Below are 14966 nucleotides of genomic sequence, written 5' to 3' on the forward strand. Positions count from 1 at the left end.
CCGCTAAAAGCCAGTAAACCAACCAAAATAAGAAAGGCAGCATGGAATGGTGATTTTAGGAGCGAGATTTTCTTTGGTTAAGAGATTTAACAAAGCTTAATCCCGCCCTGACGTTTTGTGGACCAACAATTACAAATTATTTATAAGGCTAACCGAGAAGCCACTCAAAAATGGGGATATAAATTTAATACTGAGTTTGTTCCCGCTGAAAACTTAGGTATAAAGAATGCTGCTTGGGATAGAAAGGCGGGTTACTTTGTTAATCGAAGTTGCTATAACAGCTATTTTTACCCAGTAGAAGATACTAACATTAATTATCTTGATAAATTTATTATGCATGGCGAAAAAATGACCCGCTACTTAGATGGGGGCTCTGCATTACATTTAAATTTGGATGAAAAATTATCAGTAAAAAATTATCTTAATTTATATAATGTCGCAGCACGTACAGGATGTAATTACTTTTGCGTTAATGTAAAAATTACTATCTGTAATGAATGCCAGCATATTGACAAACAAACTCAACAATATTGTCATCAATGCGGGTCAAAAAATATTGATTACGGCACCCGTGTTATTGGCTATTTAAAACGCGTATCGGCCTTTAGTCTAGGGCGTCGAAAAGAACACGACTTGCGTTATTATCACCAGTCACCAGCACAAACTCATGCACTGTAAAAGAACATTTAGGTCAACAACCTATGTGGTAAATAACAAACTATTGAGTCGATATTAATATCGGCATGTTTATGAATGTTCGGTAAGTTAATTTTAACTTTGCTAGGCATTGGATATCCGGCATACGCTGGACCTTAGGCATTTGGCGCCACCCCAAAAAAACAACCCAAGCGATTGTTTTTTAATGACTTTAACTGCGATCTGTAAATTAAGACTTTGACTATAAACTCTATAGTCAAAGCCATGTCAACCTCAAGTTGACCTCAGGAAGGTAACGCAGAGGACTTCATCATGGATTCAAGTCATTCTACCGATGTTTTGACCATCGAAAATCTGAGAGCCACCTTTTGAGTCGCGGACCGTACATGGATCAACAGACCATAGTTAATCAATTAATTTTGAATCAAACTTAACCTCACTTAGATGGCGGCTTAGCAACCTGTTTAGTATTTTTCAATGAGGGGTACATAATAAACGAGGAGACTTAACAAGGATTATTGTTGGCTTAGATTCAATTTGTAAACGCTCAATCACTGCTGCGAGTTTTGCAACGCTGAGTCAAATTGGGATCGGCATACTGGCAAATTCAATACTTAACAGCAGGTTTTTCACTTCAAGTCCTAATTCAGTATCACCTTGAATACTCAGCTTACGCTGGAAGAATAGCGTGTCGGGATCTTCCTTCGCCGCCGCCACTAACTCAGCAGAGTTGGCACTGAAGGTCACCTGCGCATCGGTGAGCTCTGACTTGCCATTTTCCATTAAAACTGACTTCGAAGGCTAAGTTTATATCTTCCACTCGAATCACGACCCATTTATCCGTCAAAAATCCAAGCTCATCGTCAGCAGCTTGCTCGGCAAGTAATACTTCAAGCAGTAGGCTGATGGCTTTTGCTTTGAGGCTAAACGGCATCTTAGCAAGGGGAAAGCCGATGGCTTTTGGCGTGAACTCTAAAAGTTGCTGAGCAAATTTTGCGAAAAAAAACAGCGGACATAGCGGGAACCCTACAAGAATAAAACGTGATATATCCCATTTTATCGGGATTTTATGATCTTAAACCTGTTTTAAATCAATTCATCGCCATTCAATCTTACCTATACTCAGCGGCTATCATTTTATCGGGAGCATTACTATGGAGCTGTTGTGTCCAGCAGGAAATCTGGCCTCGCTAAAGTCGGCATTACATGCCGGAGCCGACGCTGTGTATCTAGGGTTAAAAGACGACACCAACGCGCGCTCGTTTGCAGGATTAAACTTCACCCCCGCAAAATTGCAAGAAGCCACTGAGCTGACGCAAAAGCACGGCAAAAAAATCTTTTTGACCTTAAATACTTTTCCAAAGCCCGGTGAAGAGTATCGTTGGTATCAGGCTATCGATTTAGCGGCAAAACTGGGTATGGATGCATTAATTGTCGCCGATCTTTCTTTACTCGATTATGCCCATAGGCACTATCCAAACCTGCCACTGCATTTATCGGTGCAGGCCAGTGCAACCAATCTGGGGGCGCTGAGCTTTTATAAGGAAGCCTTTAACATCGCCAGAGTAGTATTGCCACGGGTGTTATCCATGAAACAAGTACGGGATCTTGCTAAAGTCAGCCCAGTGGATTTGGAAGTATTCGCCTTTGGTAGTCTGTGCATTATGGCCGAAGGGCGTTGCCAGCTGTCATCCTATGTAACGGGCCAATCGCCCAACACAGGTGGATCTTGTTCACCAGCAAAACACGTACGCTGGCAAGAAGAAGGACAGAACAGATTAACCCGGCTCAACGATGTGTTAATTGATAAATCGGCCCTCGACGAACAAATGGGTTATCCCGTGGTATGCAAAGGCCGTTACATCACAGCAGATCAAGATTCGCCGCAATATTTACTCGAATCACCAACCAGTTTGAATACCTTAAGCTTACTTCCAGAGCTAGCCAAGGCGGGCATAGTGTCGCTGAAAATCGAAGGACGTCAACGCAGCCCAGCCTATGTTGAACAAGTCACTCGAGTATGGCGTCAAGCCATAGACACCTATCTAAATAATCCAGCGCTGTACTCACAAAGCCAAAATCAACCCCATTGGGAACAAGCCCTAGCGAAAGTATCCGAGGGTCAGATCACTACGCTTGGCGCCTACGAGCGCGATTGGCAATAAAAGGTAAATAGAGAGCAAGATTGACAAAGGACACCTTATGAAGATTTCCCTAGGATCACTGTTGTATTGCTGGCAGAAACAGCAAGTCGCTGACTTTTACCAGCAAGTCGCCGCCAGTCAAATTCCCTTAGTGTATTTAGGTGAGGCGGTTTGTAGCCGCAGACGCGAACTCAAGTGGGGCGATTATCTAGAGCTGGCGCAAATGCTCAAGCAGGCGGGTAAAGAAGTCGTGCTTTCGACGCTGGCCTTAATCGAAGCGCCATCTGAATATACTGAGCTCAAACGCCAGGTCGATAACGGTGAATTTATCGTCGAAGCAAACGATATGGCGGCAGTGTATCTTGCCAAAGAGCGTAAGTTACCCTTTGTCTGCGGCGCGAGTATCAATAACTACAATCGTGCTAGTTTAGACATCTTGCAGCGGTTTGGAATGCAAAGATTTGTGATGCCAGTGGAGCTATCTAAGGCTTGGTTGCAACAAGTGATTCAAGAACAGCCGTCATTTGAGGTGGAAGTGCTCGGCCACGGCTATTTACCACTCGCCCATTCAGCGCGCTGCTTTACCGCTAGACACAAACAGCTCACGAAAGATCATTGCGAAACGGTGTGCCGTGAATACAGTAAAGGACTACTCGCGCAAACCCAAGAGCAGCAGCCTTTACTCAGGCTCAATGGAATTCAAACCCAATCCGCTAGCTGTTTAGATTTACGCAGTGAAATAGCGGCAATGACACAAATGGGGGTCGATGTGTTTCGAGTATCACCCAGTAGTCTTGACTGCATCACTAAAGCCAATGCTTTGGTCGATACGATTCAAGCGACTAAAAATACTCAGGATTTTTCAATGAATAGCAACCTTGATATAACCCAGTGCAACGGTTATTGGTTTGGTGAAGCGGGCCTTGCTGTGCATGTGAATCCCTAGTCGGACTTAATCTTAGCTAAAAGTCTAAATCTAAGTAGGAATCTGAACCATAACCTAGGGACCAAATTCGAAAATTAACTCTGCAAGTATTTTGTCGATTTTGAATGGAGTTCCAAGACCAGGAATAATTCCAGTTAAGGCAGTGGCACCACCTATAAAGGCGGTGCAATAGGAATAGTTCGATATAATTTTATCTGCTGCATACTCTTCGATTTCTTCTGTTGTTCGATTCCCATTATATCGTTTTTCGTACTTGCGTTTCAGGCTCAGTGTTTCTTCGCGGATAGTCTTTGGATCGGTAAGAATCAATTCGATTGCTTTTAGCAATACGGCCTTATCGTTTTCTAATTCAGGCACATTACTCTCCTTTCGTATAGTGTCTTATTAGTGCAGTGTTTATTAGCTTTCTCTTTACCAACCGAGAACTAACAAGCTGAACATAACCTCGTTAGCACTTAATGCGCGGTACACTTCGCCAGTTAGTCGTGTATGAGGTGTCAACAAGTCTCGCCGCATTGCCCATTGATGATGCCTTGAGCAGTAATAAATAGAGTATCACTACCATATCGTTGCATAATGTGATCGAGTGTGGACATTAATGCAGGTTTTGCCGTTGGTGGATTGAATAAGTCTAATTGGCTATGCCGCTCGCTGGCTAAATCAATCAAACCTACGCCTATATTTTAATAGCGTACACCTTCACGAAATAAATTGGGTACGGCTTCACAGATAGCCTTAGTCAGCTCTATCGTACAGTTAGTCGAACAAAGAAAGTACACCACGGTTTTATAGCTAACAGGGCGTTCATCATAAGGTGAGTGACTAGCAAATAGCAGCATAGTCTTGCCAGTTGAGCCTTGCTTACGTGCTTTAGTTGCCGCAATACCAACATGCTTACTTAATGCTTGCAATAATGACTTAAAATCAGTGATGCGCTCACCCATACTTCTTGTCGCGAATATCTGCTTCTTATCTGCCCTAGCTTCACCACACATTTTGCATACTTGGCCGTTAAGCTCTCGTACTGTACGCTTGACTTCAATTCTGAACTGTTTACGAGCGAATCCTGCTGGCATGTTCGCTAGGTCAGACGCAGTACGGATATTCATCAGTCCGAGCTTGGCATTAACTCTTCGCCCAATTCCCCAAACGTCACTTACAGCCAGCTGTTTTAGAAACGTACGCCATGATTAAGGATTTAAACAAGCTTGCAGGGCTAGGAATACCTGAAACTCATTATGTAGTTTGATATTTAAACAATTTTAAAGGCTTGTTCATAAATTCGATTTAGGAAACAAAACCGATCACGATCACAAAAATCGATCTTTTTCGTGATCAATATTTGATCTGAATTTGGAGGTGAAAAAATGAGCGCTATATTAAAGGGAGCACGTAATCACACGAAATGGAATTCTGATGGCTCAAATGATTTTAAAGTACCAAGACAAGCATGAGTTGATTTTACATCCTGCAGTGAGAAATGCATTCGATGTAATGCAATCATTCCCAGGGCTCTGTAATCGACATGCCCTACCTGCAAGTATCAGGTCTGAATTTGCCTCCCAAACAATATATTGTTTGGAGCACACAGATTCGAGAGTAAAAAGCAATAAGACAAAACATCGTGTTAGAACATTTCAGTTTTATAGTCCTATTTGGGCAGCAAGTTTTTGGGATAACGGACGCCCACCAGAAGGTACTTTGCTGATTTACGAAGCAAACATTCAAGACCAATTGACGCCTGAAATAATTGAGAAAAAAGCATGGTTGTCACTATTGCAACTGCTCTGTTTATCCATCAATTCTAAAAATGTTGCGTTTTTTATTGATGCCTGGCGCCATGGCCTGCCAGAGCAGTTTTCACGCGAACTCTTTGAGAGAAATACACTACCTGACCAGCTATTTTGTGATTTGTTATCTATCTCGAGAGGCACTCTGGTTCAGCAGCGGCAACGCCAGTCTCCTAAATGTCCAACATCTGATTCTGTCGATATTGTCTCCGAATTAACAATGCCATGGGAGCCCAAATAATGACTCCTCCGGCACGCAACATCAGCAAAAAATTAAAGGAATTATTAAACAAATGGCTTGTGCCAGAGCATTTAAATCCAGAGCTCAAGCAAACTCTGTTAATGCAACTCGCCTACAGTGTTCAAGCATTTCCAGCAGGCTATTGGGAACAATTTGAACTGATGCATAGGTTAGTAAAGGTTCTGATAACAAAAACGTCTTCAGGCTCAGTGAGCAACACTGAAATATTTGGAATTTTAAAGAAAAATAAGCATCTTACATCATATCCATTTGCTGCCACCATTTGTGCAGTGTTACCACCCAATGTAACACCACAATGGATAACAAAATACACGGCATACCAATCTATCGTTCTCATCGCTTGCTTCATTCGCTATACCCACAATCAACAAATTGCAGCCTCCGGAAATGAAAATGCATTACGAGAGCTACGTCTGGTCGCGATGGATCCAAGGCATCGAAAGCTATTGGATATACTGCCAGCATTAGATGAAACATCATCAATTGAACTACTGGTGTCTGCACTTAAAGAACTACGTAAGCATAAGTATCCTGCCCTGCAAGAATACGGAATTGGTTACTTGGATTTAGTGCTTAGAGACGCGCTATCTTGGACCGAAAGACGGCGAAGAAGAATTAGAATACCTCCTACTTCAGACTCTGACATCTTCGTCGAACTCAATCCCATTGATGCATTTGAAGACGCTGGTTTAGAGGTTAAAGAACTATGTGTCATTTCCCCAAAACCGACGACGGGTCAAGAACGAGATGAGGCTCTAACAATAACAGCAGGCCGAACATTTCGTATTGAAGATAGTGCTTTAACACATAATCAAAAAATAAACCGTTCCCCAACATCAAGAGCCGTCCGGGCTATACAGCATCAATGTCTGACCGAAAAATTGAGCATTATGCAGCTATCATTAAGCTGCAGTTACAATCAACTTACCGAATGGGATATACGCCAGCTCATTAGCTTCACGACCGATGGAATTATGAATGGAGTAGACCCCGAAAGCTGTTCAGCCCTGCTTCTGAGTCTTCTATGTGGTCGAGATCCTATTTCACTAGCACAATCTTCAAATGCATTTTTTCTAAAACACTACAAAAATCACCCTTGCCTGTACCTCGGCCATTCAGTACCCGCTAGCAAACAGGATGGTAGACTGGAAAAATGCTTGAAAAAAACAACAAACCATTTGGTGCTGCCGCTCCCTAAAATATTACAAGATCAGCTCACTCAAAACGTTGGCACGGAGGACTTGAAGTCAGTCATTAATAACATTAACAAGCGACATCGATGCCGTTTAAGTCTTGGAAGAATTACCCGATTTATGGAGCACTGGTATCTCAATAACGGGCTGGATCGTGCCGAAGTCGGATTGATAAAAGGGCGAGCCCCCCGAAACCAGCCTGCACTGAGCTACTCTAATTTCGATGTGGATAAACTGATCGAAAACTACCGCAAATACGTGATTTCAATATTCAACATAGCTGAAATCGATCCGGAACTCCCCATAGCTAAGCCCATCAAAAAGCAACTGGGCAGTGCATTACATCTCCCTTCCCAGACTTTGTACAATTTTTTCCGCATACTGAGGAGTCAAATCCCTCGCCAACGAATGCATTCTTTGGAAGAACTCGCAACACTACATAATCACTATGTCTGCTACGTATGGTCTCTACTGACTTTTGCAACAGGTCACCGCGATGTAAACGCCCCGATGGGACAACGCACAGATTTCAACAGCCATAACAACTCCTGGTGGATAAGCGATAAAGAAAACCGCCATGGGGTGGCCTCCAGAACGCTAATACTCCCAAAGACAGCGGTGATGCAACTCGAACACTATCTAAAACATCTTCAAGAGTTGAAAAAGCGCAGTCAGCTCATTGCAGAAGACATTTCCAATCGTGCTGACGCAGCGATTACTGGCAGAGGAAATCTTCTATTTTTTATAAAGCATCAAGAACAGGACAACATCCCCAAAATTACGCAAGAACTCACACCTGCTAGAGTAAAAGCATTTCTTGGCGACCAGTTACCTTGGCCTGCGAACTGGGGGAGACATCACATGCGCAGCGAATTAAAGCGTATCGGTGTTGCTCCGGAAGAAATTGATGGTTGGATGGGACATGAAGATATCGGAGAAGAGTCAATGGGTCGTCATAGCATGCTATCAACTCAATACCTCAACCGCATCGCTCAGCATATCGAATCGCTACTGAACACTCATGACATTACGGTGGTTGATGCATGGAAAACCCACTGATTCTCCCAACTGAAAAAAAATCCCTAGTACGGCTATTGGGGCATCAATCGAGAACCGCTGCTCGGCAAAAAAGTTATATAAAGATAATAAAACAAGCTCTGGCGGTGCTTGAACAACATCTACCTGAACTGTTTGAAACACAACCGAAATACGATCGATTTTCGGCAGTTTGGCCACAGGTTGACTCGGATCTGCGAAAGGTCCTCAAATCGGAAACAGCATACCGCCGAGGATATTCTTTTATCTGCAGACAATTAGAAACGGGTAACCGACAAGGACTTTGGCAGATCAATCCACCTTCAGACTATCTCACCCTTCGTAGGGTTCGACCGCTGAGAAGTTTGACCTGGCAGCACAATACTTCTGATTTCGCTTCAAAAATTCACGGTTTGCTGGACAATCTTGATAAAACATCCGATCCCCAGCAATGTTTTGCCAGATTGCTGATGAGTTGTATTTGCTATGGAGGCCTAAACCGACCTGCACTATGGCCTGCTCTGGCTAAAGCATTAACCGATGATAAACCATTAAATGGCAACAAGGACCTTTGCTGGCTAACGTTGAGGCCAAATCATGGGAAGGACTTTGCCAGTAACCTCTATACCGATCACGACGGTATAGGGCCCAATGAAGCTCAGGTGGAAGTTCAGTTCTTCCCCGACCCGATAAGCCTTGGTCTGATGAAGCAATTCCTAAGTTTCAGACCCAAAAATTGGCGTTACCCCAAATCAATTACAAAATGTTTAGAGATAATCAAGTCTGAACTCAAGCTTGATCTTCCAATAACACAACTTCGACAAGGCGGGGTTTGTTTTGCAGAGACTCAACTAAATGTCGATCTACCACAAGTGTTGGTAGAGTATTCGTTGGGACGTCAAAAAAGCGCATCTCTACCAAGTGTTTACTGGTTCAGATTGTTGAAAAGCACAACGGGATCCTGCAATGTAAGGAGCTTTGCTCAATTCAAGCAATGGTATGATCTAACGCAAACAAACAGTTCAGCAACACCGTCATCACGCAGTTCTAAGCTAGGTAACCGATACCTGCTGAATCAAATAAGAGAAATACTTAAGCACGATAACGCAAAATCCCAAGGAAAGATTCATGTTGTCAGTAAGTTGCGGGAACTAGAACTAGCACAAGCAAGCCTCCGCCCAAGCGAAGAGATCCTTCTTCAATGGCTTATCCATCACATGACTACCGAGAAAAATGCAGTATCAACAGCTCATAGGTATTTTGGAGCAATTGGGGGCGACTGGTTGGCCGCTACCGCAGGCGTTGACCTATACAGTCTGAGTAGTGACGATTTTATTGATCTTTATCAAGAAATTATGAATCGCACCTACAGTCAGCGGGAACAGCACTATAAGGCCGGTCGATTTGAGAACCTACACTCATTCGCACAACAGAAATTTGATCTCCCTCCTCTTAATCAGCAACTAAGCGAAGGGAGCGATATTACTCCCCATGTGAGTGCCGCCATTGTTGATGAGGTACTGTTTTCAGCCCTGCTGCGTCAAATTGATTATTTAGAAGACTTAAACCATGCTGCCAAACGGATATTAAAGTGCTTTCTCATCATTGCTTATCGAACTGGTCTCAGACCAGGAGAAGTCGCCAAACTGCGTCTAAAAGACATCGAGCCCTCTTCTGTCGGCTGGCTATTTGTTCGTGAAAGTCGCCACGGACATAACAAAACCGACTCAGCGCTTCGAAAAGTGCCTTTATTGCCTTTACTGACTGACAACGAAAAGCTTTTGGTGGAAAGCCATCTTAGTGAACGTCTTTTGGCTTGCCATAACCACTATGCCGAATTGCTCATTCACGCAGATGGAAATCCCTTTGAAGTGTTAAACACTCGTCAAATATCCTTGATGATGAAAGAGATATTGTCTCAATTAACCGGCGGTATTTATTATCGACTGTATCATCTACGCCATACGGCATTGTCCAGACTTCAGCTTCTTGCACATGATGACCTGATCGGCTTGCCAGAAGTAGTGAAGGCTATGCTGCCGTACACCCCCTCGCAACGGAAGATAATACGTAAATTGATATTTGGTGAAGGACGGTTACGTGACAGATATTCTGCGCTGGCTGTGTTTGCAGGCCATAGCAGCCCAGACACAACATTCAGAAGCTACTTACATTTCACCGACATACTACTGGGCAGCCATTTGGCGGTAAATGCCCAAGAAATACCTGCTGGCACTGCGAAAGTGGTACTTGGAGTACGCCCTTATCGTTATAGAGTGATGCAAAAATCAGGAAACATAACCCCTGTACGTTTACTGCCATTCTTTAAAAAACGGCTCTCACCTTTTATGAGCCCAGTGAACAGCATTCGTCAAAGTACAGTCCTTCAGAACAACGAGGTTGAAAAAAGCAGTCACTACATTCAGGCCTTGGCTATACTCAGGAGGATTGAGCTTGGTCATGACTATCAAGAAGTCGCACTTCATTATCGCCTCCCCCTAGAACAGGTCCAACGCTGGCTTGATGCTGCAACTGCACTTCGGATGTTAAAAACACCACAAAACATTGACCGATTATTTTCAAAAAAACGTTGCTATGCACTGCTACCCGCAGAACCTACTGACATTGCTGATCGAAAGGATATTTATTCAGCGTTACAAGCATGTAGCAAGCTCAAGTCGAGCAAAGAAGGAAAAGTCGAATTACGATGGGCTATTCAGTATTGTCTGACGCATACAACCAGCAGCCACACGTCGATCTTCTTTGATAAAGCGACAGAGTTTCAGCGATTCATGGCGTTGGTAAGCCAACTTTTTACCTGGAAGCGCTGGCATCTTAAACTGCGTTATCAATATGGCAAAACATATAATCAGTGGCGATGTCACCCCGATATCGAAATAACTCGCGACACGTTACAGAAAATAAACGAATATCCAGAAGGAACTGGAAGATTATTTTTACGTCATACCAATGAACAAAAACACATCAAAAGCAACGGTGGCAAAGCAATAAGCCAATATTCTTCCCCGGCATTGCAAACCGTATTCCACCGGCTGGCGATCATCCTATTCAAAGCGGAACAAATAAGGCAATGGGAGCAGAAATAATGCCCCCACGCCTCACCCAAGCCGCTTATACCATTGATCGTTCATGGCGGAATGTGCGTACCAATGATGGGGAGGCACGTCTGCAAAAGCGGTGCGCCAATGACATACTTCCATGGATAGATTGTCACATAGTCTCACCATAGAGGCTGGAAGATAAGCCTCTGAGCGGCGCCCTACCTTGACCGAAAAGCAACTACTCAACGCCTCAAAAATCTTGGGGGAACTACGATGCAATGCCTCCAAAGGTCCAGCCAACACCATAAAATTGTAAGACTCGTGAGAACCCGCAATGCCATCCCGAGTATCTGCATTGTAAAAAAGGTGAATTTTACCTATGTCGTGCAAAAGACCCCCAATGAAAGCCACACATACACTCAAGGGCCCTACATTATAACGCCAACAAAGCATAGCCGCTGTCACCGCCACCTCATGACTATGCTCCAGTAATCCACAAGAATGATTATGATGGTGACTACGACTCGCTCTGGCGGTAAAAAACTGCCCCATCAACTCATTGTTGAGTAACACTGCTAAGTAAAAACGTCTCAATGCCTCATCATGAATAAGCCCCAAAATCCCCCAGATATCGATAATGATCGACTCACAACCTGCTGGTACGAGTTTAAAATGATGATGCACAACAGTTTTATCAGTGACCTCAGGAATACTCAAAGTTATTTTTACCCGTTGCAAATCATCACAATGATTCCATTGAACCATCACTAGTTGCCCGTCAGGTTCTACACCTTCCATAACATTAGGGGATAGTTCAAGAGTATAACACTCTCTTAAGCAGCTAAATTGCCACAACTCTACCTGTTCTCTGCGCTCAATCAGATGAACCCAGGCCAAGTCATCTGCATTATTTGTTCGGGATCTGATATTCATTTTGACGACTCCACTTTGGGTCCATTGCCAATCAACCGTTCAAATGCTGCACCGTCTTGCCCCAATAAATTAGGTACATAGCGCGAGTAAACCCTAAATAACATACCAGTATTGGCGTGCCCTAACTGTCGAGCAATCCATTCCGGACTCTCTCCAGCAGCGAGCCAAAGGGTTGCTGCTGTATGTCTTGTCTGATAAGGATTTCGCTTTTCGAGCCCCAAACTTTTCAGCAGTGGATACCAAACGCGTTTGGTGACATTGTGATGACTCAGTGCGTCACCACGCTGGTTACAAAACACGAAGTTGCTCTGAGTCTCGGTTTGCTCACGTTGGGTCTGAAGTGCTTCATATACTGGCTGGTTCATTGCAATAGCTCGGCATGAACCAGGCGTTTTAGTTGGGCCAAGGCTGCCACGTACCAGTGACTGGCGGATGTGGATCAGTCTGTTTGTAAAATCAATATGCTCCCAGGTCAGGCCATCGATTTCTCCTGTTCTCATCCCCGTGAAGAACCTAACGAGGTAGTAAGTACGGAAATCTGTTCTTACATTCTCTATAATTCTGTATACTTCGTTGAGAGAAAATGGCTTAATTTCACTTCTTGGCATAGGTAACGCCTTGATATTTCGCCACGGGCTCTGAAATTCAAAACGTTCAGCAGCCTCATTCAGGATCAATCGCAAATATGTCATGATATGGTTGATGCGAGAGGTTGATAAAATTTTTAAGGTGGCCAGATCCGGTTCGCACAGCCTAGTGCGAAAGCCAAGAATGTCAGTCTTACTAATAGTGGCAATCATACTATCCCCCAGTGCAGGTAACAGATGGCACCTCAAGATACCTTCAACGGTCTCAATTTGACTGGCTCGCCACTCAACTCTCTTTTCAACTAACCAAAGGTTGGCGAAAGTGCCAAACAGCATCCGTCCTCCCGAAGCTTTAAGTTGGCTAACTTTGGCAAGTTGTCTGAAATACTCAGCTTTAGGACTATCAGGGAAATGATGCCCATAATCAAAGCTACCAGCCTTCATTTGCTGTTCGAGTAGCGTTAGCAACCTATTTAGCTTCTGCCGATTAGTTGAATTATCAACAAGACTCGTCTGCTCTCGGCAGCGCCCCCCCTTATAGCGAAAATCCAAATAAAGTTTCCCATCACGGCTATTTACTGTTCCCATGGCAACCTCCTAGTTCATCTGATTAATCAGATCATGGGCAGAGGCACCAAGCAACATAGACTCCTCAACTCGTTCCCAGATGTAGAGAAGTTTCCGCCCACCGAAAGGCCGAATGTAGTGCACCCCCTCAAATAATTGTTTATCTTTCAAACACTGACGGATAGTACGAACGTCATAACGGATACGCACTGATAGTTCTTCTGTTGTAAGATAGGTGTATGGCATAATAAAATCCTCGCTTTTTTCTCTTCTAAAAACAAAAAATGACCCACAGAAGAGAATTTAGCACTAAAATAAACTATTGCAAGTATTTTTTCTCTTCTACAGGTATTTTTTAACTTCAGGAAGGATTTTATGGTAAAGTGTCACTTGTCTCGGATTTTGGGCGAGAGAAAACAAAAAATTGCAGAAGTATCACGAGATACAGGCATAAACAGAAATACCCTCCATCGGTTGTACAATGAAACAGCAACAAGAGTGGAGCTTGATGTGATTGAGGTGCTTTGCAAATATTTAGATATACAGGTGGGTGATCTGTTTGAGCTAGATAATACTAATAATTGACGTTGGGCAATAATTGAGATAATAAAATGAGTGTCGTGCAATGATTCAGATGTATGTAAAGTCGTTCAACATTGCCTATCTTACTCAGCTATCCGCAGCCTTATTGGGTAATAACCCTATTTTAACAACAGTTAAAATAGGGGTTATGCGGCCATAAATGGTAGCTTTCCACCACTAACTTTGTGTGGCCGCTCATTATTGTAATAACCATACCTATTTTGAAGCATAGCCCTGAACTTCTTCAAGCGTATAAAATAAATTTTTGCTTACCCAGCTATGCCGGGTCGTATCATTGTGACGTTCTATGTACGCATTTTGCTGCGATTTGCCAGGCTGAATGTAGCCAATCCGGATCTCATGCTGTTTTGCCCATTCTGTAATACCAATTACATTAAGTATCTAATCAGTTCAAAGCCTCACTGGTATTTCAATCAAGGCGCATTGACGCAGAAATGGTTATTTCCTTTTAAGTCAATGCAACACGGGAGTGGGATGCCTATGTGGCTCCCGAAGGGCAACTGATGTTAACGGCATGGCAACGCGCTTTATACTGCGTTTAAGGCTTTCGACATAGTACCACAATGCCTCAGTCTAAAGCGCGTTGGACTCCCGCTTTTAATACAATTGGTATCACACTGGTTCCTGACCTAGAGCATGCTTGCGATATCGGTACGAGAATGACCTGCGCTGAAATGAAGTAAGGCAAGATAGCGCATACGTTTGCGTGCGCTTTTCCCCGATTTCACTAAGGCTGTGAAGTTGGGATTATTCATATTTCGTATGATTAAAAAGTGATAACCAATTAGATCACATAATTAATGTAAATAGTATTACGTGGCAAAATACTAAAAATTGACCCTCGGTTAAAATTGAGTTGAAGTCACGTGTTGGTCACGTGTTGGTCACGGTCACGAAGAGAGAAATAGAAATATTGGATCTATAAAAACCAAAAAACCCATGCTATTTAATAGCATGGGCTTCATGAATGTTGGCGGAGCGGACGGGACTCGAACCCGCGACCCCCGGCGTGACAGGCCGGTATTCTAACCAACTGAACTACCGCTCCTTTAGCTTAACGTCTACACATTAACCTAAATTAGGCGCTTGGCGATGACCTACTCTCACATGGGGAGACCCCACACTACCATCGGCGCGTTTGCGTTTCACTTCTGAGTTCGGGATGGGATCAGGTGGTTCCACAATGC

The 14966-nt window shown here is 43.5% G+C and carries 11 protein-coding genes, 1 tRNA gene, 1 rRNA gene and 4 pseudogenes; 7 read left to right on the forward strand and 10 right to left on the reverse strand.

The genetic code is table 11. The features are described from left to right. Positions 1-117 precede the first annotated feature (117 nt). Positions 118-678: an anaerobic ribonucleoside-triphosphate reductase gene (nrdD, locus tag L2744_RS20355; RefSeq protein ID WP_312018329.1), complete on the forward strand. Its 561-nt coding sequence runs from the start codon at positions 118-120 to the stop codon at positions 676-678. A 453-nt stretch (positions 679-1131) separates the two neighbouring features. Here the strand turns inward: nrdD and ubiT are convergent. Beyond that, positions 1132-1666 (reverse strand): annotated as a pseudogene (gene ubiT / locus L2744_RS21615) (ubiquinone anaerobic biosynthesis accessory factor UbiT). A 145-nt stretch (positions 1667-1811) separates the two neighbouring features. Between ubiT and ubiU the strand changes: the two are divergent. Beyond that, the gene (gene ubiU / locus L2744_RS20365; RefSeq protein ID WP_248993593.1) at positions 1812-2822 is read left to right on the forward strand and encodes a ubiquinone anaerobic biosynthesis protein UbiU; all 1011 of its coding nucleotides are present in this window, start codon (positions 1812-1814) and stop codon (positions 2820-2822) included. Positions 2823-2859: 37 nt separating this feature from the next. Then, complete coding sequence (locus tag L2744_RS20370; protein ID WP_248993594.1) at positions 2860-3747, forward strand: U32 family peptidase; 888 nt, start codon at positions 2860-2862, stop codon at positions 3745-3747. Positions 3748-3801: 54 nt separating this feature from the next. On the opposite strand, the gene L2744_RS20375 is transcribed toward L2744_RS20370, so the two are convergent. Next, a complete protein-coding gene (locus L2744_RS20375) occupies positions 3802-4104 on the reverse strand; it encodes a hypothetical protein (RefSeq protein ID WP_248993595.1) in 303 nt (100 codons plus the stop codon). A gap of 91 nt (positions 4105-4195) precedes the next feature. Then, positions 4196-4922, reverse strand: a pseudogene (locus tag L2744_RS20380) (DUF4113 domain-containing protein); the annotation flags it as partial. A gap of 241 nt (positions 4923-5163) precedes the next feature. Between L2744_RS20380 and L2744_RS20385 the strand changes: the two are divergent. From L2744_RS20385 to L2744_RS20395, 3 genes are read left to right on the forward strand one after another with little or no spacing between them, the layout of a single operon-like run. Further along, complete coding sequence (locus tag L2744_RS20385) at positions 5164-5778, forward strand: hypothetical protein (RefSeq protein WP_248993596.1); 615 nt, start codon at positions 5164-5166, stop codon at positions 5776-5778. Further along, the gene (locus tag L2744_RS20390; protein WP_248993597.1) at positions 5778-8051 is read left to right on the forward strand and encodes a hypothetical protein; all 2274 of its coding nucleotides are present in this window, start codon (positions 5778-5780) and stop codon (positions 8049-8051) included. Before L2744_RS20385 ends, L2744_RS20390 begins: the two co-directional genes overlap by 1 nt. Then, complete coding sequence (locus L2744_RS20395) at positions 8036-11134, forward strand: tyrosine-type recombinase/integrase (RefSeq protein WP_248993598.1); 3099 nt, start codon at positions 8036-8038, stop codon at positions 11132-11134. The genes L2744_RS20390 and L2744_RS20395 overlap by 16 nt, the downstream gene beginning before the upstream one ends. Before the next feature lie 12 nt (positions 11135-11146). Here the strand turns inward: L2744_RS20395 and L2744_RS20400 are convergent, their stop codons facing one another. Genes L2744_RS20400 through L2744_RS20410 form a run of 3 tightly spaced genes read right to left on the reverse strand, consistent with a single transcriptional unit; the run spans position 11147 to position 13422 of the window. Next, a complete protein-coding gene (locus L2744_RS20400; RefSeq protein ID WP_248993599.1) occupies positions 11147-12022 on the reverse strand; it encodes an HD domain-containing protein in 876 nt (291 codons plus the stop codon). Beyond that, the gene (locus L2744_RS20405; protein WP_248993600.1) at positions 12019-13197 is read right to left on the reverse strand and encodes a tyrosine-type recombinase/integrase; all 1179 of its coding nucleotides are present in this window, start codon (positions 13195-13197) and stop codon (positions 12019-12021) included. Before L2744_RS20405 ends, L2744_RS20400 begins: the two co-directional genes overlap by 4 nt. A gap of 9 nt (positions 13198-13206) precedes the next feature. Then, positions 13207-13422 (reverse strand): hypothetical protein, encoded by a 216-nt coding sequence (locus L2744_RS20410; protein WP_248993601.1) that lies wholly within the window; start codon positions 13420-13422, stop codon positions 13207-13209. A gap of 129 nt (positions 13423-13551) precedes the next feature. Here L2744_RS20410 and L2744_RS20415 point away from each other — a divergent pair, with 129 nt between their 5' ends. Beyond that, positions 13552-13761, forward strand: coding sequence for a helix-turn-helix domain-containing protein (locus L2744_RS20415; RefSeq protein ID WP_248993602.1), 210 nt, complete (start codon positions 13552-13554; stop codon positions 13759-13761). A gap of 143 nt (positions 13762-13904) precedes the next feature. Here L2744_RS20415 and L2744_RS20420 read toward each other — a convergent pair. The 4 genes and pseudogenes from L2744_RS20420 to rrf all read right to left on the reverse strand — a co-directional run. Continuing rightward, positions 13905-14139: pseudogene (locus L2744_RS20420) on the reverse strand (integrase core domain-containing protein); the annotation flags it as partial. A 272-nt stretch (positions 14140-14411) separates the two neighbouring features. Then, positions 14412-14534 (reverse strand): annotated as a pseudogene (locus tag L2744_RS20425) (helix-turn-helix domain-containing protein); the annotation flags it as partial. A 216-nt stretch (positions 14535-14750) separates the two neighbouring features. After that, positions 14751-14827: transfer RNA gene (locus L2744_RS20430), tRNA-Asp, on the reverse strand. A gap of 36 nt (positions 14828-14863) precedes the next feature. Then, positions 14864-14966, reverse strand: a 5S ribosomal RNA gene (gene rrf, locus L2744_RS20435); the annotation flags it as partial.

This window comes from Shewanella profunda (assembly GCF_023283765.1).
GTDB lineage: Bacteria > Pseudomonadota > Gammaproteobacteria > Enterobacterales > Shewanellaceae > Shewanella > Shewanella profunda.